This window comes from Citrobacter sp. MNAZ 1397 (assembly GCF_023613995.1).
GTDB lineage: Bacteria > Pseudomonadota > Gammaproteobacteria > Enterobacterales > Enterobacteriaceae > Phytobacter > Phytobacter ursingii.
This window is the reverse complement of record NZ_JAKIVH010000001.1, coordinates 2692528-2715418: the sequence shown is the minus strand read 5'-3', so window position 1 is coordinate 2715418 and position 22891 is coordinate 2692528. Positions and strand designations below refer to the sequence as shown.

The following is a 22891-nucleotide window of genomic DNA, read 5'->3' as shown; positions in this document are numbered from 1 at the left end:
ATAAAACCGTCACCGCGATGACAGGGTCCGGCTGAAAATCGATGAGGCGTTGACGGCTGACCGGGGCCGCCCGCAGGGAAGCGGGCGGAGGGGATAGCCTACAAGGATGTAGGCTGGTCCCCGACCCGAAAGTCAGACGGCATAAGACGAGTGGACCGCGAAGCGGCGATTTTCCTGGCCGGGAGCCCGGGTCGCCAGGGTGGTGGCGGTGAGCCACCCTGGCACGTTCACGGGTTCTGTTGCTATAGAAGAGCAAGGAACATACGGTGAACGGAATGACCACCAGAGCCGCATTTTCCCCTCACCCTGGCCCTCTCCCTCAGGGAGAGGGGACCGATCGTGCTCGCATTTTTTGTAGGGATCCCTCCCCCCTCAATGGAGAGGGGGAAAAGCGGTGCCCTCGCCCCTGGGGAAACGTTTAGGGAGAGGGGAAAAGGCCACCAGAAGGGAAAACCTACAGCCCCAGTGCCTCAAATTGTTTCCAGCTCACCTCGTCAACGTAGATCCCGCTCTCCAGCCGTTGTTGCCAGGCACGGGCTTCCGGTTCACCAGGGAGCAGGACATCGTGCCCCTGCTGGTCGTGCTGCATCCAGTCGAGTTGGGCAATCACTTCCTGCGCATAGTTCTCGCCCGCGCCCAGCCGGGCAGGATCAAAAATAATAGACAGCATATTATTGATGATGCCCTGGCGTGGCGGGATCTGGTGGCTTTCAGTCTCGCCGCCGGTCAGTGCGGCGCCCAGCAGGCTGCAAATCAGCGACAGCCCTGCGCCTTTATGCCCGCCGAAGGCCAGCAGCGCGCCGCGCGGTTCCTCCATCAGCCAGCGCGGATCGGTGGTGGGATTACCCTGCGCATCCACCGCACAGCCAGGCGGAATGGCCCGCCCTTCATTCCAGGCGATACGCGCTTTGTTCCCGGCAATCGCGCTGGTGGCGAAATCCAGAATCACCGGCGCACGATCGCTAACCGGCACCCCCACGCAGAAGGGATTGGTACCAAGGCGCGGGTGGCGCCCCTCAAACGGTAATACCGCAGACGGCGCGGCGACATTGGCAAAATGGATCGATACCAGCCCTGCCGCGGCGACCTGCTCGGCCCAGGCGCCGATACGTCCCAGATGGTGTGAATCTGCCAGACTTACCAGCGCGACGCCGTATTGACGCGCGCGTTCAATACCCGCCGACATCGCCTGCCTGCCGAGGACCTGGCCAAAACCGCGTCCGCCATTAAAAGAGAGGAGTGGACCTGCATCGCGAATCAGCCGCAACTGCGCCGCAGGTTGCAAATCGCCGGCCAGAATGGCGCTGATATAGCGTGGGAGCAGGGTCACGCCGTGTGAGTCGTGACCTTTTAGCGATGCTTCGACGAGGTTATCGGCGACCTGGCGGGCAATCTCCTGCGGGGTATTTACACGTACAAGATGTTGTTCCAGCAGCGTGCGCAATTGCTGGTGGGTTAATACAGGCATAATTAATCTTACCGCAAACAGGGTTATTGAGCGTATTTTGACTATAACGAGGATGTTTTTTTTACATAACCATCAAAATTAACTTTGCTTTGCCAGTTTTTGGCTATTCATTGGCAATAGAGACGACCCATAACGCTATTGTGATTTTTTAGATAAGCATTGCGAATAAAATCATTTCCTTTTTAATGCCCCGCCAGCCAATCATTTTCCGGATATGACATAAGAAACCTCCGGGGAAAGGATATGAATAAAATGACAATGATCGCCAGTGCAATGTTGACCGTTGCGTTGAGCGGTATTAGCGCATCGGCGCTGGCAGAAGGAAAAATCAGCATTGCCCAGCAGTTTGGTATTGGTTATTTGATTCTCGATGTGGTGCGTGACCAGCAGCTTATCGAAAAAGAAGGGAAAAAAGAGGGGCTTGATATTGAGGTTGACTGGCGCACCATTTCCGGGGCGACAGGGATGAATGAAGCTCTGCTTTCCGGTGCGCTGGATGTGGCCTCTGCTGGTGTTCCGCCGCTTCTGACCCTTTGGGATCGCACCAAAGACAAACAGAATGTGAAAGCGATTGCCTCATTAGGGTCGATGCCTAATTACCTGCTGAGCAATAACCCGGCGGTAAAAACGATTAAAGATCTCAGCGATAAAGACCGTATTGCAGTACCGGCGGCAGGGGTGGGTTTCCAGTCGCGGACCTTGCAGATTGAAACCGCCAAATTATATGGCAACGCAGATTTCAAACGCTTCGATAATATTAGCGTCAGCTTGCCACATCCGGATGCCAGTGCGGCGTTAATTGCCGGTGGTTCGGAAATTACGACCCATTTCTCCAGCCCGCCATTCCAGTATCAGGCGCTGGAACACAGCAATGTCCATAAAATTCTCAGTTCTTATGATGTACTCGGCGGACAGGCAACCTTTAATGTGTTGTACACCACGCAAAAATTTCATGATGAGAACCCAAAAACGTATAAAGCGTTTTATCGCGCGCTGAGTGAAGCGGCAAACATTATTAATGCCGATAAAAATGCCGCCGCAGAAACCTATATTCGGGTTGAGAAATCTCGTCTGCCATTAGCGCTGGTACAAAAAATTGTTAATGACCCGGAAATCAGTTTTACCGTTTCGCCTGAACGTACGGGCGTATACGCCGAAAAACTCTACGAGCTGGGCGTGTTGAAAAACAAAGCCGACTCCTGGAAAGACTATTTCTTCAATGAAGCGTGGGAAAACCCAGGCAGTTAAGCCGCATGGCGGAGGCAACAATGGCACAGACAACATCCGACGGACCGCTGCTACAGGTCAGAAATGTGGATATTGAATACCGCACCCGCGAACGTCAGGTGCGGGCCACCCACGATGTCAGCTTTGATGTCTGGCCAGGCGATCGCTTTATTTTGCTCGGGCCATCCGGGTGCGGGAAATCGAGCCTGCTGAAAGCGGCAGGGGGCTTTCTTGCGCCGCGCGGCGGTGAGATGTTGCTGGAAGGGCAACGCATCCGCGCGCCCGGGCCGGAGCGGATGATGGTGTTCCAGGAGTTTGACCAGTTACCGCCCTGGAAGACGGTTCTGGAGAACGTGATGTTCCCGTTGCTGGCAAGTCGCAAGGCGACCCGCGTGCAAGCCCGCGACACAGCGCTGCATTTTCTGAATAAAGTGGGGCTGGCGGACTTTGCCGATGTGATGCCGCACATGCTCTCGGGGGGGATGAAGCAGCGTGTGGCGATAGCCCGCGCGCTGGCGATGAAGCCGCGTATTCTACTGATGGATGAGCCCTTTGCTGCACTGGATGCCCTGACGCGTCGCACCATGCAAGAAGAGTTACTTGCCCTGTGGGAGGAAGAACGCTTTACGTTGCTGTTTGTGACCCACTCCATTGAGGAGGCGCTGGTGGTGGGAAGCCGTATTCTGGTGTTATCGCCGCATCCTGGCCGGGTGCGCGCTGAGCTGAATTGCCATCAATATTCCCTGAATGACTATGGCAGCGAGGCGTTTCAACATGCCGCCAGCCATATTCACGATTTGTTATTTCCGACCACGGCTAACGACCCGCGGCCCGAACAGAAACAGGAGCGCGCGTATGTCGCAGCCACCTTACATTCGTCCTGAATTTGAGCGCGAGCTTGCGCCGTTACGCGATCTTCCTGTCGAGACGCCGCTGCCGCTGGGCCAGCGGTTATGGCATCAGACATGGCTACGCAAGTCGCTTATTCTGCTGTTGGTGCTGGCATTATGGGAGCTGGCGGCGCGGGTGACACAAAATGATTTGATGCTGCCCGGCGTGGCGCAAACTCTGCAGGCACTGGCAGAGGATATGCGTAACGGCGAGTTACCGGAGAAGATCGTCAACTCTTTTAGTACGTTGTTAAAGGGCTATTTGATTGGCAGCGTGCTGGCGCTGCTGGCGAGCGCGCTGGCGGTGACCACCCAGTTTGGTCGCGACCTGCTGAGCACGCTTACGGCGATGCTCAATCCATTGCCCGCCATTGCGTTGTTGCCGCTGGCGCTGTTGTGGTTCGGGCTGGGGAATGTCAGCCTGGTGTTTGTGCTGGTGCATTCGGTGATGTGGCCGATTGCGCTCAATACCTGGTCCGGGTTCAGTAGTGTGCCGGAAACGCTGCGCATGACCGGGCGTAATTACGGGCTGAGCGGCCCCCGCTATGTGCTGACTATTTTGATCCCGGCCTCGCTACCCTCGATCCTCTCCGGGTTAAAGATCGGCTGGGCGTTTGCCTGGCGTACGTTGATTGCCGCCGAACTGGTGTTTGGCGCTTCAAGCGGTCAGGGGGGGTTGGGGTGGTATATCTTCCAGAACCGCAATGAGCTGTTTACTGACAGAGTATTCGCCGGGCTGGTGACGGTGATTGTGATTGGTTTATTGGTGGAAGGCGTGGTCTTTGCCAGCCTGGAGAAGGTGACGATTAAGCGCTGGGGTATGCAGCGTTAGCTTTTTTCCCCTCGTACTGCCCCTCGCCCCCGGGCGAGGGCGCTCATCTTCGCCATGACCTTTAGAGTAAAAATACGCTGGACTTTATCTTCAACGGCTTTTAACTGTTATAGCGCTTCATGCGTGACGACAGGGCAACAATAAACTGTAAGAGGAAGAGATGATCCAGATAGAAAAAGCCGATCCGTTATCGACAGACTCGCAGGCGCTTATTGAAAAACTTTCCTCCGTGCTCGCACAGATAACCGGCAGCAGCGGCAAACGTTCTTTTAATATTGCCGATCTGCAATCCGCGCGGGCAGTATGGGCGCTGGCCCGAAACGCGCAGGGTGTTGCGATAGGCTGCGGCGCCATTCGCCCGTTAACACAGGAAACGGCGGAACTGAAAAGAATGTATTCCACCGGTCGCGAAGCGGGGGTCGGCAGCGCACTTTTGCGCTTTCTGGAAGAGGCCGCAAGCGCGCTTGGCTATCGTGAAATCGCCCTCGAAACGCGGCGCATCAACCACAAGGCCGTGGCGTTTTATAAAAAGCACGGCTACACCGTTACCGACAATTATGGCGCCTATATCGGCAGGGATGACGCAGTGTGTTTTATCAAGACCCTGTAAGATCCGGGCAAGCGCTATGCGGTGGCAGTCGCGCTTATGGGATTATTTGCGCAGCAGCTTTTGCAGCCGTTTTTTCTGCCAGCCGGCAATCAAATTGCCAAAGACAAAAACACGCAGTCCACGCACTACCAGTAACGCGCCCCAGATAGCGGCTACCCATAGTGACCAGACGCTCTCTGGCGATGTCGTGCGATTGAGGATATAGAGTAAAACGCAGACCACCACTGCGGTTAATACCGAGCGGTAAAAGCGGCTTTCTTGTTCCAGCTGCTTTCTGGCTTCCGTGATGCGCTGATCAAGCGCTTCATCGCCTTCGCTTTGCGTGCTGCCGGAAAGTTCGCTGACGCTCACCTCAAAAACGGCCGCCAGAGCGCTGAGCGTTTCCAGGCTTGGTTGTTCCTGGTTTTCAATGCGCTGTATGGTACGCACGCTTAATGCCGCCATTTCCGCGAGCTGTTCCTGAGACCAGGCACGGGCAAGGCGAAACTCTTTCACTCGATTGGTACTCATCATAATGTCTCCGTGGTAAGCAGGATTACAGCGTTGCCCAAAAGCGAAAATGGCGACACGACATGCACCCGACAGCAACCTGACAGCGGCATGACACGCCGCGTGCCGAGCCACTTTGCTCTTTGGCGTTGCGATATTCAAGCACAATGCGTGATGCGGTTTTTCGGTTTTATTCTGCTGCAAATGCGCCGGGTTTTGCCTTTTCACCCTGGAATCCATCGGTGCCGATCGGATTATTATCCCGCGTGTCTAAAGGACGGGAGATATCACATACCTGCTCAGGAGGCCCTTTTCCGCAGCCCTGACTTTCTTGCTACACCGTGCCGTAAATGTTAAAAGGTGCGGCTTTATGAAAACACGAAAAGGGGAAAGACGTGAAAAACGCGTCAAAGGTATCTGAGCACTCAGCAGATACCGCGTCGGATTCGGGGCCGACGCTGCAACGGGGATTGAAAAACCGCCATATTCAATTAATCGCCCTGGGGGGCGCTATCGGTACCGGCCTATTTTTAGGTATCGGTCCGGCAATCCAGATGGCGGGTCCGGCGGTGCTGCTGGGCTATGGTGTCGCAGGCATTATTGCCTTCTTAATTATGCGCCAGCTCGGTGAAATGGTGGTTGAAGAACCAGTTTCCGGTTCATTTGCCCATTTTGCCTTTAAATACTGGGGGCCGTTTGCGGGCTTCCTGTCCGGCTGGAACTACTGGGCGATGTTTGTGCTGGTAGGAATGGCGGAACTGACCGCCGCCGGCATCTATATGCAGTACTGGTTTCCCGATGTCCCAACCTGGATCTGGGCTGCCGCCTTCTTCATCATTATTAATGCTGTCAATCTGGTGAATGTGCGTCTGTATGGCGAAACCGAGTTCTGGTTTGCCCTTATCAAAGTGCTGGCGATCATCGGCATGATCGGTTTTGGTCTGTGGATGCTGTTCGGTGGTCATGGCGGAGAGAAGGCCAGCTTCGACAATCTCTGGTCTCACGGCGGTTTCTTCGCCACCGGCTGGAACGGCCTGATCCTCTCCCTTGCGGTGATTATGTTTTCCTTCGGCGGCCTTGAACTGATTGGTATCACGGCGGCTGAGGCCAGCGAGCCGCACACCACCATCCCGAAAGCAGTCAACCAGGTGGTCTACCGTATCCTGCTGTTTTATATCGGTTCTCTGGTGGTTTTACTGGCGCTGTATCCGTGGGTCGATATCAAAGCCGACAGCAGTCCCTTTGTGATGATTTTCCACAACCTGAACAGCAATCTCGTGGCATCGGCTCTGAATTTTGTCATCCTGGTGGCCTCGCTGTCGGTCTACAACAGTGGTGTCTATTCCAATAGCCGTATGTTGTTTGGTCTGTCAGTACAGGGTAACGCGCCCGCCTTCCTGACCCGCGTCAGCCGTCGCGGCGTGCCGGTTAACTCGTTGTTCCTCTCCGGCGCGATCACCTCGCTGGTGGTACTGGTTAACTATATCCTGCCAAAAGAGGCGTTTGGGCTGTTGATGGCGCTGGTGGTGGCGACGCTGCTGCTGAACTGGATCATGATTTCGCTGGCGCACCTGAAATTCCGCGCCGCGATGCGTCGCAAAGGGCGCGATCCCCAGTTTAAGGCGCTGCTCTATCCTTTCGGCAACTACCTGTGCATCGCCTTTATGCTGATGATCCTCGTGCTGATGTGCACCATGGACGGGATGCGGCTGTCGGCCATTCTGCTGCCGGTGTGGATCGTCTTCCTGTTTGTTGCTTTCCGCGCATTACGTCGTCCTCAGAAACGCGCATAACACGCTGCCTCGCCAGATCCGGCGGGGCAATTTCTCCCCAGTAAATTTATCGTGATAGATCTCCCACAATGGCGTCATTCTGCAAGTCAAATAATTTGTAATCGATTACTTTTGTTCTTGATATGTTTTGTAATCGATTACTTTTAATGGGTGAGGCAAAAAAATGGTGTCAACAACCGAAAGTAGTGGAAATCTCGTTCAGCATCGACTGCTGGTGCCCCGGCTGTCACTGATGATGTTTTTACAGTTTTTTATCTGGGGGAGCTGGTCCGTTACGCTCGGTCTGGTGATGACGCAGCACAACATGTCGCTGCTGATTGGTGATGCGTTTTCCGCCGGGCCTATCGCGTCCATTCTGTCGCCGTTTGTGCTCGGTATGCTGGTGGATCGCTTCTTCGCCTCGCAGAAAGTGATGGCGGTGATGCATCTGGCCGGGGCCGCGATTTTGATGTTTGTGCCGCAGGCGCTGGTGGCGGAAAACGGCGCCATGCTGATTGCGCTGCTGTTTGGCTATACGCTGTGCTACATGCCCACTTTGGCGCTGACCAACAACATCGCCTTCCACAGCCTGAGCAATATCGACAAAACCTTCCCGGTGGTACGCGTGTTCGGCACCATTGGCTGGATTGTGGCGGGGATCTTTATCGGCGTGACGGGCATTTCGTCGAGCGTGACCATTTTCCAGGTGGCGGCAATCTGCTCCGTGGCGCTGGCGCTCTATAGCCTGACGCTGCCGCATACGCCGGCGCCTGCTAAAGGGCTGCCGGTCGCCATGCGTGACCTGTTTTGCGCCGATGCGTTTGCCCTGTTGAAAACCCGTCACTTCTTTGTCTTCTCGCTCTGCGCGATGCTGATTTCCGTCCCGCTCGGCACGTATTACGCCTACACCGCTTCCTATCTGGCAGATGCGGGCGTGGGGGACGTCAGTACCGCGATGTCCTTCGGCCAGATGTCTGAAATTTTCTTTATGCTGGTGATCCCGCTGCTGTTTCGCCGCCTCGGTGTGAAGTACATGCTGCTGATCGGCATGTGCGCCTGGTTTGTACGTTATGCTTTCTTTGCGCTCGGTGTGAGTGAGGAAGGGCGGTTCCTGCTCTATCTCGGCATTTTGTTACACGGTGTCTGTTACGACTTCTTCTTTGTGGTTGGCTTTATCTACACCGACCGCGTGGCGGGCGAGAAGGTAAAAGGTCAGGCGCAAAGCATGATTGTGATGTTCACCTACGGCATTGGCATGCTGCTGGGCTCGCAAATTTCCGGTGCGCTGTATAACCGCCTTGTCGCCGGGCAGACGTTGCCACAGGCGTGGGTGACCTTCTGGTGGATCCCGGCGATTGCCGCAGCCGTTATCGCGCTGATTTTCCTTCTTTCTTTTAAATACAACGATCAAGAGCACGCATAAGCTGTGGGAGGTGCTATGAAAACCATTCAGGGGCCGGCGATTTTTCTGGCGCAATTCATTGGGGAGCGGCCGCCATTTAATACGCTGGAAGGGCTGGCCGATTGGGCGGCAGGGCTGGGCTACAAGGCGCTGCAAATCCCCTGTAACCACCCGGCGATTTTTGATGTCGAACAGGCGGCGCAAAGCCAGAGTTATTGTGACGATGTGCGCGGCGTGCTGGCGGAGCGCGGGCTGGCGATTAGCGAGCTTTCCACGCATCTTGAAGGGCAACTCATAGCGGTACACCCGGCCTATGATGCCGCGTTTGATAGCTTTGCTCCTGCGTCGCGGCGTGGAAATCCATCGGCGCGTCAGGCCTGGGCGACAGAAAAACTGTGCCAGGCGGCGCGTGCTTCGCGAAATCTCGGGTTACGCGCGCATGCGACCTTTTCCGGCGCGCTGGCCTGGCCTTATCTCTACCCGTGGCCTCCCCATAACGCCCTGTTGTTTAAAGAGGCATTTGCTGAACTGGCCCGCCGCTGGCGGCCAGTGCTCGACAGCTTTGATGAGCAGGGTGTGGATCTGTGCTACGAAATCCACCCCGGTGAAGATCTGCATGATGGCGTCACCTTTGAGCGTTTTCTTGACGGCGTAGACAACCACCCGCGCTGCAATATCCTGTATGACCCGAGCCATCTTCACCTGCAACAGCTGGATTACCTGGCATTTATCGATATCTACCATGAACGCATCAAAGCCTTCCATGTGAAGGATGCGGAGTACCGGAAAACGGGGCGTAGCGGTGTTTATGGCGGCTATCAGAGCTGGGTCGACAGACCGGGACGTTTTCGCTCGCCGGGGGACGGGCAAATCGATTTTGGCGCGGTGTTCAGCAAACTCACCCAGTACGGGTATGACGGCTGGGCCGTGCTGGAGTGGGAGTGCTGCCTGAAAGCCGGAGAGACCGGCGCGCGGGAAGGCAGTGAGTTCATTCGCCGTCACATTATTCCTGTGTCGGAACATGCGTTTGATGATTTTGCCGCCGGGCAAGAAGACCGGAATAGCGTGCGCAACATGTTAGGGCTGGGGAGTGTGGAATGATTCAGGTCGGAATTATTGGCACCGGGTTTATTGGCCCGGCGCATATTGAAGCCATTCGGCGGCTGGGTTTTGTTGAGGTGGTGGCACTGTGCGATGCAAATCTGGCGGACGCACAGCAAAAGGCAAGGCAGCTCGGCGTACCGAATGCGTATGCCAGCGTGGAGGCGCTACTGGCGCATCCGGGGTTACAGGTGGTGCATAACTGCACGCCCAATCATTTGCATGCGGACATCAACCGTCAAATCCTGCGGGCCGGAAAGCACGTGTTTTCGGAAAAGCCGCTGTGTATGACGGTCGAAGAGGCGCGTGAGCTGGTGGCGCTTGCCGAACAAGCGAACGTGGTGCACGGCGTCAGTTTCGTCTATCGCCAGTTTGCAATGGTTCAGCAGGCGGCGAGTTTGCGTCAGTCCGGGCAACTGGGGCGGTTGTTTTCTGTCTATGGCAGCTATCTGCAGGACTGGATGCTGCTGGAAACGGACTATAACTGGCGCGTGGATGCGGCATCCGGCGGTCCGTCGCGGGCGGTAGCGGATATCGGTTCGCACTGGTGCGATACGCTGCAGTTTGTCACCGGGCGGCGTATTACCCAGGTGATGGCGGATTTATCCATCGTCTGGGCGACTCGCAAAGCCCGCCGTGGAGCCGGGACTTTCACCCATACGCAGCAGGCGGCAGAGGTGGAAGACAAAACCGTGACCACCGAGGATGCCGGGTCGGTGCTGGTGCGTTTTGACGATGGCAGTAAAGGGTGCTTTAGCGTGTCGCAGGTGAGTGCGGGGCGGAAAAATCGCCTGAGTTTTGAAATAAACGGTAGTGAGTGCTCACTGGGTTGGGATCAGGAAGTGCCGCAACAACTGTGGATTGGCCATCGCCAGCAGCCTAACCAGATCCTGACTGATGACCCCGGGCTGATGTCACCGGATGTCGCCGCCAGCGCGCATTTCCCGGGAGGACATATCGAAGGCTGGCCGGATGCGTTTAAAAACATGATGCTGAACTTCTATCGTGCGGTAAAGGACGGGAAAATGCCTGCTCGTGACGAGGCCCGATTTGCCTCGTTTTACGATGGGGCCAACGTGATGTTTATTATCGACGCCATCCTGCAAAGTCACGCGCAGCAAAAGTGGGTGACGGTGGCGTATTGATATTGGTTGACCTGGCGGGTGGCGAACGCAGTGCGAAGCATCGATTTCTTTGCGGTGCCGCGGGGATGGTAAAGGGGAACGCGGTGTTTCCCTTTACCCGTTCACGTGTTCGGGGGTGACATTTCGCCATAAACATAAGGTGAACGGAACCCACCTCCCAAGCCGCGTTTTCCCCCTCACCCTGGCCCTCTCCCTCAGGGAGAGGGAACCGATCGTGCTCACATTTTGTGTGGGGATTCCTCCCCCCTCTACGATCGGGCACCGAACCCGTCGCCCAGATAAGGCGTAACCGCATCCGGGACAACCCTGGCGGTTACGCCTGCCATGCTATCCGGATGCTGCACCGGGTGTGCGTCGTGCATGCCATCTGACGTTGTGGTAGCCTGCTAGCCAGACGCTAACCGCAGGAAATATCGACGTTATGTCCATTCAAAAAATCGCCAGGCTGGCTGGCGTTTCCGTCGCGACCGTTTCGCGCGTGCTCAATAACAGTGAATCCGTTAAAGCCAAAAACCGCGAGCGCGTACTCAAAGCCATTGCTGAAAGCAATTACCAGCCGAACCTGCTGGCGCGCCAGTTGCGTACCGCCCGCAGCTCAATGATTCTGGTGCTGGTTTCCAACATCGCCAACCCGTTCTGCGCCGAAGTAGTGAAAGGGATTGAAGAAGAAGCGGAAAAAAACGGTTTTCGTATCCTGCTGTGCAATACCGGTTCAGATATGGAGCGCTCGCGCTCGGCACTCAACCTGCTTTCCGGGAAAATCGTCGACGGCATCATCACCATGGACGCCTCCTCGCGCTTGCCGGAACTGGCGACGCTTATCGGCAGCGCCCCCTGGGTGCAGTGCGCGGAATATGCCGATGACGGTGATGTCTCCTGTGTAGGCATTAACGATGTCGACGCAGCGCAATGTGTGATTGATCAGTTGCTGGCGCGCGGCTGTCAACGTATCGCGCTGATTAACCACGATCTCAGCTATAAATATGCCCGCTCACGCGAAGAGGGTTACCGCGCCGGACTTAAGGCGCATCAGCGTGATTATACGGTCGTTAAGTATGCGAGCGACCTGAGTTTTAGCGCCGGGAAAGCCGCCATGCAGGCTTTGCTGCGCAATACTGAACGTCCTGATGCGGTATTTGCCGTGTCGGATACTCTCGCAGCGGGGGCCGTACTGGCTATTCATGAAGCCGGGCTGAAAATGCCCCAGGATATTGCGGTGGTCGGGTTTGATGGTACAGAACTGGCGGAAATGGTTACGCCGCCGCTGACGACGGTCTATCAGCCGTCAAAAGAGATTGGCCGCCAGGCCGTTGGGCTACTGCTCAATAAAATAGATAATCCCGAGGCCCCGGCGCAGAGGATCATGATGGACTGGCAATACGTTTCCCGCGCCAGCGCCTGAGAATATTGATGTTATTTTTTTGCCCGCCTTTTCGCTGGCGGGTTATACGTTAGGGGCTTTGCCAATGAACCGGCAACGACAAGCAGAACTGTTCCTGGTCATCACCACTATGATTGCCGCCTGCGGCTGGATCTTTTCCCGCGAGGCCATATCCGGTATGCCCGTCTTCGCCTTTCTGGGGCTGCGTTTTTTAGGTGCGGCGCTGGTGTTGCTGCCATTTTGTCGCGGGCAGCCTATTGCGCTGGCGAAACTCCGTCAGGTCTTGATTAGCGGCCTGTGGATGGCGCTCACCCTGTGCCTGTGGATTTGGTCGGTATCGACCACGCCGTCGCTGGGTGAAGGGGCGTTTATCATGAGCCTGTCGATGCTGTTTGTGCCGCTGGTCGCGTGGGGCATGATGGGAGTGCGTCCGGCTCGTGCGTACTGGGAATGCCTTCCGCTTGCCTTTATTGGCCTTGCGCTGTTAAGCCTGCATACGCCGATTGTCTTTCATCCCAGCCAGGGCTGGTTCCTGTTGACCGCTTTTGTGCAATCCATTTCGTTTTGCTACACCAGCCGTATTGCCCGCGATGTCCCGCTACTTCCGCTCACGGCGGTTCAACTGGCGCTAACGGGGCTGGCGGGGGTATTGATCTCGCTTTTCTTTGAACACTGGACGCAGCCATTTACTACCACCACGGCACTGTGGCTGGTTGCCAGTATTCTGATTGCCACCAGCCTGCGTTTTGGCCTGCAACTGCAGGGGCAGAAATATGCCGCCGTTGCCAGCGCCGCCATCATCATGGTGCTCGAACCGCTGCTGACGGTGATCGTTGCCGCTCTCTGGTACAGCGAACGCCTGCCGCTGCAAAAAATCATCGGCGGCGTGCTGATTCTGGTCGCACAGCTCTGGTTTCGCTGGCGGCTGGTGGCACGCCTGCCGTCAAAAAGATGATGTCCTCAGTTTGCCGGGCAACGGGGCGCAAGTTGCTGGCGTGCGCCAATCGCGGCGACGGCAAGCAGCAGCATCATCACGATCTCTGCGATTAAAAACCCGCCCAGCGCCTCGTTGTAATTGCCCTGGCTGAGGTTGAGCAGATGCAAAAACAGCCCGCCGAGCACTGCCGGACCCAGGCCCAACGTTGCCTGTTGCAGCGTACTGAGAATCGCACTGCCTGACCCCGCGTCCTGGCTTGCGATGTCACGCATCCCGATACGGTAAAAACTGTTCACGATCAACGCCTGTCCGTAACCAATTAGCGCGGTGGACGGCGCAAGATTCAGGGCGTTGAGATGGCCGTGGGTCAACCAGATCGTAGCGAACAGAGCCGCCAGGCCGCTTATTTGAATCGCAATACCACTTAGCAGAATGGTACGCAGGCTGTGACGGGCGATCAGTGTCGGCGCATAACAGGCCGAGGCGAAATAGAACAATCCCAATACCACGAAACTGTTGCCGGATTGCCACGGCGCCATGCCGACACCGGCCTGTAATGTGAGCGCCATGCAGAACATAAAGCCGGACCAGGCGCAGAAAAACAGCAGCGCAATTAAGAGGCCGAAACGAATGCTGGCTAATTTGAGCAGGCGCGGAGGCATCAGCGGATGCAACCCGTTTCGCTCCTGACGCAGTGCGCCCGCGCGCATCCACAGTGCCAGCGGGATGATTGCCAGTAAGGCCACCTGGCTTTGCCACGGCCAGCCTAAATCCGGGCTAAGGGAGAGCGGGAAGAGCAGGCAGCACAAGATGAGCGCCAGCGCGAAAGTACCCTGCCAGTCAATGCGCGTTGGGGCTTCATTGCGGGTTTCCGGGACATAGCGATGGCTTAATGCCAGTACCAGCAGGCTGATGGGCACGTTAATAAAAAAGGCGTTGCGCCAGCCGAGTCCGGCGATATCCGCCGACACCAGCCAGCCGCCCCCCATCTGTCCGATAATAAATGCCACACCGCCGATACCGCCATACAGGCTGATTGCGCGGGCGTGGGCCGGGCCTTTGAGGGTCACGTGCAGCGTTGCGAGAATTTGCGGCATGATCAGCGCCGCGCTCATGCCTTGCAGGGTGCGTGCCGCGAGGAGGGCGGTGATGGAATTTGCAAGACCGCACAGCAGGGAGGCGATACCGAACAGCGCGACTCCCCATAAGAATATTTTGCGCCGGCCAAGGTTATCGCCCAGTTTGCTGCCCATCGCCAGGCAGACGGCAAACGCGACGCCATACAGCGCCACAATCAGGGAGAGTTGCGTCGTATTGGTATGCAGCGATAACGTGATGGAATCGAGGGCGACGTTGGTGATCGAGGTATCGATCATGGGCAGCATTTGCCCGGTCAACAGTAACAACAAGCCCGCACGACCGGGTGAAACAACTGACGTATTCATGGTAACTCCATTGCGTCATTCATCGGATAGACGTAGCATCGCTGATACTGAAAACGGGTACCAGTTCTTGCTTATACTGGTATTGGTACTACCATGCTGGAGGTTTTATGAGCCTGATGTCGGAACGAGCCCCTCTGTTGAGCGTACAGGACGAAAATCGAAAACAGCTCGGCGCTTTTTTACGTTCCCGCCGTGAAAGCCTCGACCCGCAGCGTCTCGGTCTGCCGCGCAGCGGTCGGCGTCGCACACCAGGCTTAAGGCGTGAAGAGGTGGCGTTACTCGCAGACGTCGGTGTGACCTGGTATACCTGGCTGGAGCAGGGAAGGGATGTCAACCCCTCTGCCAGCGTGATGCAGGCGATCGCCAACGCGCTGGAGTGTTCGGCAACCGAAACCCGCCATCTGTTTTTGCTCGCAGGGCTGACGCCTGCGGAGACGCCCGCCGTGCCGCAGTGTGAAGGTATCAGCATCGGGGCGCGTAAAATGCTCGATAGCCTGTTGCCACAACCGGCCAGTATCCAAAAGCCCAATTTTGATATTGTGGCGTGGAATGAGGCATTTTCGCGGATGATGGGCGTAGATTTTCATCAAATAGCGGAAGATGAGCGTAATTGTATCTATCTCTACCTGACGAATCCGACGTGGCGTAGCCGAATCGGGCGCAAAGAGAGTGTCCTGCCGACATTTGTTGCCTATTTCCGTGCGGCGATGGCGGAGCACCGGGGCGACCCGCTGTGGGAAGCGAAGCTGGCGCGCTTTTGCGCCGTATCGGAAGAGTTTGCCTCGCTATGGCATAAGCACTATGACGTGCGAGGCGTGGAGAACCAGTTGAAAACCTTTACTCACCCCGAGTTAGGCGAATTTTCTTTGCAGCAAATGTACTGGTTTTCAGCGCCGCGCAACGGTTCGCGGCTGCTGGTCTATTTACCGATAGATGAGCAGGGTGAGCGGGCGCTGGCATGGCTGGCGGAGCATGGCTAGGGGCTTCTCAAAGATAGAGCGTTCCGGCCAGAACCGTATGCGACTGGCCTGCCAGCGCTACCCGACCTGCTGAGGTCAGCGCAATGTGCAATTCCCCGCCGCGCGGTGATGCCTGCCAGGCACAGAGGGTACGCTTATCCAGACGCGCCGCCCAGTATGCCGCCAGCGCGCAGTGCGCAGAACCGGTCACCGGATCTTCATTTACCCCCACCCATGGCGCGAAGTAGCGAGAGATAAAATCGTATTTGCCATGACCGGGGGCGGTAATCGCCACACCCCGTCCTGGCAGTGCGCTAAGCGCCTGGAAGCGCGGTTTGAGCGCATCAATTATCTGTGCGTCTTCCACCACCATCATCACTTTGGGGCCAAACTTCCCGCAGGCAGAGACGTCACTGGCGTCGAGACCCAGCGCATCCAGCAAAGCGTCATCCGGCACATACTGCATATCCGGCACCAGAAGCGGGAAATCCAGTTCGATGGTATCAGGACCGGCGGTCGCTTTAAGCGGCCCGGAGAGGGTAGTGAAGACAACGCTTTCACCCACGGCAAGCAGTCCGGTCTGGCGCAAAATATGGGCCGTGGCGAGCGTGCCATGACCGCATAAATCGACCTCTGCCTCGGGTGTAAACCAGCGCAGACGGTACTCATCGAGCGCCAGAAATGCGGTCTCGGAGACGGCCATCTCCGCCGCTATCTGCTGCATGGTCGTTGTTTCAAGACCCTGAGGGGTAATACACACGCCCGCCGGGTTGCCGGAAAAAGGGCGTGTGCTAAAAGCATCAACCTGATAGATCTCAAGTTCCACTGCGCGTGCTCCTGTCAGAAAAACGAAACGCTACGGTAACGCGTTTTAGGTTTTCCGAACAGTCAGCGCGGACGCAGACGTTGCTGATCTTTTTTGGTCAGCGTATCGACCACGAGGTCCCGCGAGTCATTGATCAGATCGGCGAGCAGATTTTCGCTGATATCATCGCCAGCAAAAATGGAGATCCAGTGCTTTTTATTCATGTGATAACCCGGCTCAATACTGCGATAAATCTGTTGATTAAGCAGGGATTTTTGCGGGTCTGATTTCAGGGTCACCATGGGCCGACCATGAGCGGTGGTGGTCATCATAAAAATCTTACCGCCGACTTTGAAAATGTCGTGTTCCGGGCCAAACGGCCAGCACAGGTCAGTAAACGGCAGCTCCAGTGCAATGCGACGAGCGGTCTCCTGCAGGGTTTTACTGTCCATCGCTGTTATCCACGGTGAGCGCGCGCCACATGGCTTCAAAGCCCAGCCGTTTGGTCTCTTTTGCTTTTTGCGGGTCGCGACTGGCGAAATCCATCGTGGTTTCCGCCAGCGTCAGAAAAATGGCGTCGCCAAAGGGCGAGAGCGCTTCGGAAAGAAATTCCGGCCTCACCGAGCGGTGGCAGATTTCATGCAGCTCCGGGAACATATCCATAACCTGCTGGCGCGTTTCCGGGGTGATTTTTTCGCTCACCGCAATCTGGCGAATCGCGTTATGTGCAGACGGATGACGGATACCCCAGTCGATATAGCTGTTCCAGATGGACTGGGTGTGTATTTTAGGATCGCTGAGCGAACGATCGAGGCTGTCGATCATGGTCTGGCAAAGGTCAGATTTCAAATGCAGGTAGAGCGCATTAAGCAGATCGTCTTTGGTGGCAAAATAACGAAACAGGGTGCCCTCCGCCACGCCCGCGTTACGGGCAATCACCGCGGTCGAGGCGGCAATGCCGGTTTTCGCGATAGCGACAGCTGCCGCATCCAGTAATGCCATTTTCTTATCTTCACTCTTCGGACGAGCCACTACACTTTCCCTCTCACATTTAGAAAAACCACGATTGAACCATGCCCTCTGTGACGCTGCAACGCTGAACATCAAAGATCGAAAATCATCTTGACGACTTTCTATTCATTTCTATAATGAGTGCTTACTCACTCATAATCAAGTCCAGTCTATTTTTAATGTTCCAGCGGAAGGGACATTTTCTCGGATCAGGGTATGCATCGTCTCTTACTTAGCGTGGTTCTTATTATGCTCGTTGTATCTGCTGCCAGTTTGCCTTTTGTTTTAAACGCCGGATTTGGTCAGCGCCCACAGGGCGAGCAACTGACCAGGGTGGAGCAGTCCCCGCAGTACCGGGACGGTGAATTTCATAATCAGTTACCTACGCCCAGTTATACGGGGCAGAAAAGTATGCTGGCGGCAATGTGGGAGTTTTTAACCACCCGCCGGGAAAATGCACGCCCACAGCGGCCATTGCCGATGGTAAAGACCGATCTGGCAAGTCTGCCGCTGGAGCAGGACACGGCGGTATGGCTGGGTCACTCTTCCTGGTATCTGCAACTGGCCGGGAAGCGCATTCTTATCGATCCGGTGCTGAGCAATTACGCCGCGCCGTTCTCGTTTCTGAATAAAGCCTTCGACGGCGACTATCCGTGGACAGCGCAGGCCATGCCGGAAATCGATCTGCTGATCATTTCCCATGACCACTACGACCACCTGGATTACGCCACCATCAGGGGACTGATGCCAAAAATCAAACGGGTGATCACCCCGCTCGGCGTGGGATCGCATCTGCGTTACTGGGGCATGAACCCGGACATCATCGAGGAAGCGGACTGGCAGCAGAAAATCACTGTTAGCGGCAACCTGGATGTGTATGTGCTGCCTGCGCGCCATTTTTCCGGGCGCGGTCTGAAACGCAACCAGACGTTGTGGGCGAGCTTTATGTTTGTCACCCCGGACCGCAAGCTCTATTACAGCGGTGATACCGGCTATGGGCCGCACTTTAAGGCCATCGGTGAGCAATTTGGTTCGGTGGATCTGGCGATCCTTGAAAACGGTCAGTACGACCAGGACTGGAAGTACATCCACATGATGCCGGAGGAAACGGCGCAAGCAGCGGAGGAGTTAAATGCGCGGGCGGTACTGCCGGGCCACGCCGGACGATTCGTGCTGGCAAAACATACCTGGGACGATCCTTATAAACGTCTGGCGGCGGCAAGCCTCGGCAAAGGGTATCGATTGTTAACGCCCACTCTCGGCGAGGCGGTTCATGCGGCGGATAGCGCCCAGAGCTTCCACGCCTGGTGGGAATAACGGTTTATTTCGAAGAGCAGAGAGGAGGAGCGCTGTATGACTATTTCCGCTCAGGTTATCGACACTATCGTCGAGTGGATCGACGACAATTTACATCAACCATTGCGTATTGATGATATCGCGCGCCATGCCGGGTATTCAAAATGGCATCTGCAACGGCTGTTTTTGCATTACAAAGGCGAGAGTCTGGGGCGCTATATTCGCGAACGCAAACTGTCACTGGCGGCGCGGGATTTACTCAATACCAATGATAAGGTCTACGATATTTGCCTGAAATATGGCTTTGATTCGCAACAGACCTTTACGCGGATCTTTACCCGCACCTTCAATCAGCCGCCGGGTGTCTGGCGCAAAGAGAATCATCCACGCGCGCATTGACGCCTAATCCCGGTGGCCTAAGGTCAACCGGGATTTTTTTGCCCTGAATTTTTCCCGGATGGCGGCGCAGGCGCCTGATCCGGGCTTGTATGATTACCTCATCAGAAAGAACCGGCCAGTTCTACAGGTTTGGTGCCCGATCGTAGAGGGGAGAGGGATCCCGACAAAAATGCGAGCTCGATCGGTTCCCTCTCCCTGAGGGAGAGGGCCAGGGTGAGGGGGAAAATGCGGCTCGGGAGGTGGGTTCCGTTCACCGTATGTTCATGGCGAAATGTCACCCTCGAACACGTGAACGGGTAAAGGGGAACACCGCGTTCCCCTTTACAATCCCCGCGGCCCCGCAAAGAAATCGGTGCTTCGCACTGCGTTCGCCTCCCGCCCCGCTTCCTGCGGTCGGTTTGACTCGACGTCGTGTCTCGACAAACCTCAGTCCGCCATCCCTGGCGGCCTGTCCTTGTCATCGGGTCTTCGTCTCACCGATTTCAGCGGGGACTCAACCTCCTCGCTGCACGCTCTGCGACTGGGGGTACAAAGATGTCGCTATGGTTATCATGCGGGAAAACGAGTAAGCCAAGACTAAAAAGGGTTGAAGATGTTCACAGTATCTACGCATTGGTAGGTCGGGTAAGCGAAGCGCCACCCGACGGGTTTTCCCGGATGGCGGCGCAGGTGCTTTATCCGGGGCAGACCTTAAGCCAGTGAAAACCAACGGCGCCAGATAAAGCGCAAAACAAAGAACTCGATAATGCCAAGTAGCAGAAACCACAGACAAAACAGCATGGTATAGAGCTGATTCAGGTCCTGAAAATGGAAGGTATCCATCAGCTTTTGCGCCAGCACCAACCCCAGGGAAGGGGCGGGTAGCAGCAATACCGAGATGAAGGCCATCAGCAGAATACCTGCCGCGGTGGTTAATGTTTCCAGTGGGTGCTTCATAACAGTTAATCGGTTGTTAAAAACGATATTGTCCGGGAAAGTGCGCGGAGGTGCAATCTCCCGGGACTGTGCTAGCCCGCCGCCCAAATTTCGGTGTGTTTTTGCACCAGTCCAATCAGCGAGCCGCCGTCGGCAACAAAGTCGCGCATCATTTGCGATTCGCTTTTCCCGCGTTTGACGAAATTCATCAGTTCGGCGATGGCACTGCCCGCATTGAGTTTATCCGCCCACGGCGCAACTTTATCCAGCATCCGTTCAATATCGTCGGCTATCTTACGCTGCTCGCCGGTATGAACGTCGGTGATGAGCCCCTCCAGACCAAAACGACAGGCCTGAAAACGGTTGAATTTATACAGCAGATAATCGCGCTCCTGATGTTTGAACGGGCGTTCTGCCAGCAGCCAGTGGGCGATAGCCTGAATAAATCCGGTGACATTAATCGCATGTGACAAGGTCAATGGCGTATCCATTACCCGCACCTCGACGGTACCAAAATGGGGGCTGGGGCGAATATCCCAGTGCAAATCCTTAATGCTCTCAATCATGCTGGTATAGCTGAGGCGACGAAATAATCCTTCAAACTCCTGCCAGTTACTGACCCAGGGCATGGGACCATTGTCCGGAAAAGAGGAAAAAATGTTCAGTCGCGATGAGGCGAAACGGGTATCCGTTCGCTGCACATAGGGGGACGCGGCGCCAAGCGCGATAAAATGCGGCACAAAGCGTGATAACCCATGAAGAAGATAGATGGCATCATCGCCACTCGGACAGCCCACGTGCACATGCTGGCCGAAAACGGTCGCTTGCTGCATCAGGTAGCCGAACATTTCCAGCGTCCGGTGATAACGTTCATCGTTGCTGATCTCCTGACGCTGCCATTTTTGAAAAGGGTGCGTGCCGCCGCCGCAAATCTGTACATGATGCTCGTTTGCCGCCTGCAAAATGATCTGTTGCATGGCGGAAAACTGGTGTGCCGCCTGGTTGATGTCGCGGCAGACTCCTGTCGCAATTTCCAGCATGCTTTGCGTGATGTCGTGTTTGACCTCTCCGGCTTTAACTTGCGCTTTTACCGCGTCGATCAGACGCGAAGAGTCCTGGCTGAGATCGTAGCCGGGTGGATTAACGACCTGGAGTTCAAGTTCAATCCCGAGGGTGAAAGGCTCTGATACATGAAAATCGGGTAGGGGCATGCTCGCTTATCCTTGTGAGGTTTTCGATAAGTATAGGCATGCCCTGGAGACCTGCATGGGCCGAATTTATCCGATTTGCTCCAGCTGTCCCCTGAGTACTTCAACACCGGGCACGATGGCATTTGGATTAATGGCATGGAATCCCATGCGGAAATAGTTATCCGGGGGCGCGCTATCAAGAAAATGACGCGCCCCCGGCTCAATCAATACCCCCGCATGGGCCGCGCGCCAGGTGAGTTGCTGAGTGCTGATATGTTTTGGCGTACTCAGCCAGAACGCGTTGGCATGTTCGCTGCCACCGAACGTTTTGCACTCGGGCAAAAAGGTTTGCAGCGCGTTATGCAAGGTATCCCAACGGCGTGCAGAGTCTTCGTGGTAGCGGCGCAGGTGTGTCTCGTAATGGCCCTGTGCCAGGAAATGGGCCATCTGATACTGAATGTTGGTTGGCGGATGGCGATACACCAGGCGACGTAGCGCGCGGGCTTCGTCAATGATTTCCGGCGCGGCTACCATAAAGCCCAGCCGCAGTCCGGGTGAGAGCGCTTTTGACAGGCTACTGACATAGATAACGCGCCCGCTACGATCGCTGGCTTTCAACGCCGGTAAGGGGTTTTGCGTAAAGTTACTTTCCGAGTCGTAGTCATCTTCAATGATCACCGCGTCATGCCGGGTGGCGTATTCGAGCAACTGGACCCGGCGCGCTTTACTCATGGTGACACCCGTTGGCACCTGATGTCCCGGCGTCACGTAGTAGTAATCGCAGGGCGTTTCGCTCAGTACAATGCCTTCTTCATCAACCGGATGCGGAACGATATGGGTGTCGTTAAGCAGAAATGTATTGATCGCTTCGCGAAACCCCGGGTTTTCGACCGCCACACGCGTTTGCCGTGACATCAACAGGCGGGTCAGTAAATACAGGGCGTTCTGTGAGCCCAGCGTGATGAGGATTTCATCCGGGGCGGCAACGATACCGCGTTTCGGCAGCACCCGGGTGCGGATCTGCTCAACCAGCATGGGCACATCCTGATCGATATGATCGATAACCCAGGACGGGTCACGTACGCCGCCGTGCAGCCAGTTTGCCGCAGCACGCCAGAAGGCGAGGGGAAATTGTTGCGTGTCCGGCTGGCCGTAAATAAACGGGTAGCGATAGTGCATCCAGCCAGCGGGTTTGAGAATTGACTCCTGCTGGCTGGGCGTGATTTGCAGGCGGTTGCCCCATCGTGGTGCAGCGCTTTCGCATTCAGGTGCAGATTGCGACACGTTTTGACCGGCATGGTAGTAATCCGGGTGCAGGTAATACCCGCTGCGTGGGCGGCTGACCAGATACCCTTCATTGACCAGACTTTCAAATACCAGCGCCGTGGTATTGCGAGAAACATTAAGCTGACCAGCGAGTTGGCGACATGAGGGAAGAGGGGTGTCTGCCTGAAAAATGCCGCTCAGGATGGCGTTTATCAGCGATTCACGCACCTGTTCCTGTAAACCACGCTGACCATCAAAATTGACATGCAAAAGGTGACGAATCATGACGCACTCCGCTGGAAAAGACATGGATATATTTGGAGCAAATTCCATACCAGCTTCCCGTTATCT

General features: G+C 55.8%; 22 protein-coding genes. 13 read left to right on the top strand and 9 right to left on the bottom strand.

All coding sequences use genetic code 11. The annotated features are described in order from the left end of the window. Window positions 1-454: 454 nt before the first annotated feature. Window positions 455-1468 carry a malate/lactate/ureidoglycolate dehydrogenase gene (locus L2097_RS12765; RefSeq protein WP_250352941.1) on the bottom strand — a complete coding sequence of 338 codons (1014 nt, stop codon included), beginning with the start codon at window positions 1466-1468 and terminating at the stop codon, window positions 455-457. Window positions 1469-1711: 243 nt separating this feature from the next. On the opposite strand from L2097_RS12765, the gene L2097_RS12760 reads away from it, so the two are divergent. From L2097_RS12760 to L2097_RS12745, 4 genes are all read left to right on the top strand, one after another. Continuing rightward, the gene (locus tag L2097_RS12760) at window positions 1712-2716 is read left to right on the top strand and encodes an ABC transporter substrate-binding protein (protein WP_047371387.1); all 1005 of its coding nucleotides are present in this window, start codon (window positions 1712-1714) and stop codon (window positions 2714-2716) included. A gap of 20 nt (window positions 2717-2736) precedes the next feature. Continuing rightward, a complete protein-coding gene (locus tag L2097_RS12755; RefSeq protein ID WP_250352940.1) occupies window positions 2737-3579 on the top strand; it encodes an ABC transporter ATP-binding protein in 843 nt (280 codons plus the stop codon). Beyond that, entirely contained in the window at window positions 3551-4417 is an 867-nt protein-coding gene (locus tag L2097_RS12750) for an ABC transporter permease (protein ID WP_250352939.1), read from the top strand. The genes L2097_RS12755 and L2097_RS12750 overlap by 29 nt, the downstream gene beginning before the upstream one ends. Window positions 4418-4577: 160 nt before the next feature. Next, window positions 4578-5027 (top strand): GNAT family N-acetyltransferase, encoded by a 450-nt coding sequence (locus L2097_RS12745; protein WP_250352938.1) that lies wholly within the window; start codon window positions 4578-4580, stop codon window positions 5025-5027. Window positions 5028-5069: 42 nt separating this feature from the next. On the opposite strand, the gene L2097_RS12740 is transcribed toward L2097_RS12745, so the two are convergent. Beyond that, window positions 5070-5540: a 2TM domain-containing protein gene (locus L2097_RS12740; protein ID WP_047371383.1), complete on the bottom strand. Its 471-nt coding sequence runs from the start codon at window positions 5538-5540 to the stop codon at window positions 5070-5072. Between the two features lie 371 nt (window positions 5541-5911). On the opposite strand from L2097_RS12740, the gene pheP reads away from it, so the two are divergent. The 6 genes from pheP to L2097_RS12710 all read left to right on the top strand — a co-directional run bounded on the left by pheP (window position 5912) and on the right by L2097_RS12710 (window position 13272). Further along, on the top strand, window positions 5912-7309 hold the full coding sequence (gene pheP / locus L2097_RS12735) for a phenylalanine transporter (RefSeq protein WP_250352937.1): 1398 nt from the start codon (window positions 5912-5914) through the stop codon (window positions 7307-7309). A gap of 163 nt (window positions 7310-7472) precedes the next feature. Beyond that, window positions 7473-8711, top strand: coding sequence for an MFS transporter (locus L2097_RS12730; protein WP_047371381.1), 1239 nt, complete (start codon window positions 7473-7475; stop codon window positions 8709-8711). A 15-nt stretch (window positions 8712-8726) separates the two neighbouring features. Then, window positions 8727-9791, top strand: a complete 1065-nt coding sequence (locus L2097_RS12725) for a sugar phosphate isomerase/epimerase family protein (RefSeq protein ID WP_250352936.1) — start codon at window positions 8727-8729, stop codon at window positions 9789-9791. Beyond that, complete coding sequence (locus tag L2097_RS12720) at window positions 9788-10936, top strand: Gfo/Idh/MocA family protein (protein WP_250352935.1); 1149 nt, start codon at window positions 9788-9790, stop codon at window positions 10934-10936. Before L2097_RS12725 ends, L2097_RS12720 begins: the two co-directional genes overlap by 4 nt. A gap of 421 nt (window positions 10937-11357) precedes the next feature. After that, entirely contained in the window at window positions 11358-12338 is a 981-nt protein-coding gene (locus L2097_RS12715; RefSeq protein ID WP_250352934.1) for a LacI family DNA-binding transcriptional regulator, read from the top strand. A gap of 64 nt (window positions 12339-12402) precedes the next feature. Next, the gene (locus L2097_RS12710; RefSeq protein ID WP_047371377.1) at window positions 12403-13272 is read left to right on the top strand and encodes a DMT family transporter; all 870 of its coding nucleotides are present in this window, start codon (window positions 12403-12405) and stop codon (window positions 13270-13272) included. A 5-nt stretch (window positions 13273-13277) separates the two neighbouring features. Here the strand turns inward: L2097_RS12710 and L2097_RS12705 are convergent, their stop codons facing one another. Beyond that, a complete protein-coding gene (locus tag L2097_RS12705) occupies window positions 13278-14699 on the bottom strand; it encodes an MFS transporter (RefSeq protein ID WP_047371376.1) in 1422 nt (473 codons plus the stop codon). Between the two features lie 107 nt (window positions 14700-14806). Here L2097_RS12705 and L2097_RS12700 point away from each other — a divergent pair, with 107 nt between their 5' ends. Beyond that, window positions 14807-15679: a helix-turn-helix transcriptional regulator gene (locus L2097_RS12700; protein ID WP_085005647.1), complete on the top strand. Its 873-nt coding sequence runs from the start codon at window positions 14807-14809 to the stop codon at window positions 15677-15679. A 7-nt stretch (window positions 15680-15686) separates the two neighbouring features. Here the strand turns inward: L2097_RS12700 and L2097_RS12695 are convergent, their stop codons facing one another. From L2097_RS12695 to L2097_RS12685, 3 genes are all read right to left on the bottom strand, one after another. Further along, complete coding sequence (locus tag L2097_RS12695) at window positions 15687-16484, bottom strand: PhzF family phenazine biosynthesis protein (RefSeq protein ID WP_250352933.1); 798 nt, start codon at window positions 16482-16484, stop codon at window positions 15687-15689. 62 nt (window positions 16485-16546) lie between these two features. Next, window positions 16547-16915 carry an MmcQ/YjbR family DNA-binding protein gene (locus L2097_RS12690; RefSeq protein WP_047371374.1) on the bottom strand — a complete coding sequence of 123 codons (369 nt, stop codon included), beginning with the start codon at window positions 16913-16915 and terminating at the stop codon, window positions 16547-16549. Continuing rightward, window positions 16905-17495, bottom strand: a complete 591-nt coding sequence (locus L2097_RS12685) for a TetR/AcrR family transcriptional regulator (protein WP_142519292.1) — start codon at window positions 17493-17495, stop codon at window positions 16905-16907. Before L2097_RS12685 ends, L2097_RS12690 begins: the two co-directional genes overlap by 11 nt. 195 nt (window positions 17496-17690) lie before the next feature. Between L2097_RS12685 and L2097_RS12680 the strand changes: the two genes are divergently transcribed. Together L2097_RS12680 and L2097_RS12675 are read left to right on the top strand one after the other, a co-directional pair. Continuing rightward, window positions 17691-18791 carry an MBL fold metallo-hydrolase gene (locus L2097_RS12680; RefSeq protein WP_085005644.1) on the top strand — a complete coding sequence of 367 codons (1101 nt, stop codon included), beginning with the start codon at window positions 17691-17693 and terminating at the stop codon, window positions 18789-18791. A gap of 36 nt (window positions 18792-18827) precedes the next feature. Further along, entirely contained in the window at window positions 18828-19169 is a 342-nt protein-coding gene (locus L2097_RS12675) for a RamA family antibiotic efflux transcriptional regulator (RefSeq protein WP_047371371.1), read from the top strand. A 690-nt stretch (window positions 19170-19859) separates the two neighbouring features. Here the strand turns inward: L2097_RS12675 and L2097_RS12670 are convergent. The 3 genes from L2097_RS12670 to pdxR form a co-directional block, all read right to left on the bottom strand. Beyond that, complete coding sequence (locus L2097_RS12670) at window positions 19860-20105, bottom strand: DUF1158 domain-containing protein (RefSeq protein ID WP_250352932.1); 246 nt, start codon at window positions 20103-20105, stop codon at window positions 19860-19862. A 71-nt stretch (window positions 20106-20176) separates the two neighbouring features. Beyond that, a complete protein-coding gene (locus L2097_RS12665) occupies window positions 20177-21295 on the bottom strand; it encodes a YbdK family carboxylate-amine ligase (protein ID WP_250352931.1) in 1119 nt (372 codons plus the stop codon). A 66-nt stretch (window positions 21296-21361) separates the two neighbouring features. Next, window positions 21362-22825, bottom strand: a complete 1464-nt coding sequence (gene pdxR, locus L2097_RS12660; RefSeq protein ID WP_085005643.1) for a MocR-like pyridoxine biosynthesis transcription factor PdxR — start codon at window positions 22823-22825, stop codon at window positions 21362-21364. Window positions 22826-22891 lie beyond the last annotated feature (66 nt).

Coding starts and splice junctions, on each gene's coding strand:
- L2097_RS12760 (WP_047371387.1), top strand. CDS start 1,712: ATGAATAAAATGACAATGATCGCCAGTGCAATGTTGACCGTTGCGTTG.
- L2097_RS12690 (WP_047371374.1), bottom strand. CDS start 16,915: ATGGACAGTAAAACCCTGCAGGAGACCGCTCGTCGCATTGCACTGGAG.
- L2097_RS12740 (WP_047371383.1), bottom strand. CDS start 5,540: ATGATGAGTACCAATCGAGTGAAAGAGTTTCGCCTTGCCCGTGCCTGG.
- L2097_RS12665 (WP_250352931.1), bottom strand. CDS start 21,295: ATGCCCCTACCCGATTTTCATGTATCAGAGCCTTTCACCCTCGGGATT.
- pdxR (WP_085005643.1), bottom strand. CDS start 22,825: ATGATTCGTCACCTTTTGCATGTCAATTTTGATGGTCAGCGTGGTTTA.
- L2097_RS12720 (WP_250352935.1), top strand. CDS start 9,788: ATGATTCAGGTCGGAATTATTGGCACCGGGTTTATTGGCCCGGCGCAT.
- L2097_RS12715 (WP_250352934.1), top strand. CDS start 11,358: ATGTCCATTCAAAAAATCGCCAGGCTGGCTGGCGTTTCCGTCGCGACC.
- L2097_RS12710 (WP_047371377.1), top strand. CDS start 12,403: ATGAACCGGCAACGACAAGCAGAACTGTTCCTGGTCATCACCACTATG.
- L2097_RS12700 (WP_085005647.1), top strand. CDS start 14,807: ATGAGCCTGATGTCGGAACGAGCCCCTCTGTTGAGCGTACAGGACGAA.
- L2097_RS12745 (WP_250352938.1), top strand. CDS start 4,578: ATGATCCAGATAGAAAAAGCCGATCCGTTATCGACAGACTCGCAGGCG.
- L2097_RS12725 (WP_250352936.1), top strand. CDS start 8,727: ATGAAAACCATTCAGGGGCCGGCGATTTTTCTGGCGCAATTCATTGGG.
- L2097_RS12730 (WP_047371381.1), top strand. CDS start 7,473: ATGGTGTCAACAACCGAAAGTAGTGGAAATCTCGTTCAGCATCGACTG.
- L2097_RS12705 (WP_047371376.1), bottom strand. CDS start 14,699: ATGAATACGTCAGTTGTTTCACCCGGTCGTGCGGGCTTGTTGTTACTG.
- L2097_RS12675 (WP_047371371.1), top strand. CDS start 18,828: ATGACTATTTCCGCTCAGGTTATCGACACTATCGTCGAGTGGATCGAC.
- L2097_RS12680 (WP_085005644.1), top strand. CDS start 17,691: ATGCATCGTCTCTTACTTAGCGTGGTTCTTATTATGCTCGTTGTATCT.
- L2097_RS12750 (WP_250352939.1), top strand. CDS start 3,551: ATGTCGCAGCCACCTTACATTCGTCCTGAATTTGAGCGCGAGCTTGCG.
- L2097_RS12670 (WP_250352932.1), bottom strand. CDS start 20,105: ATGAAGCACCCACTGGAAACATTAACCACCGCGGCAGGTATTCTGCTG.
- L2097_RS12765 (WP_250352941.1), bottom strand. CDS start 1,468: ATGCCTGTATTAACCCACCAGCAATTGCGCACGCTGCTGGAACAACAT.
- L2097_RS12755 (WP_250352940.1), top strand. CDS start 2,737: ATGGCACAGACAACATCCGACGGACCGCTGCTACAGGTCAGAAATGTG.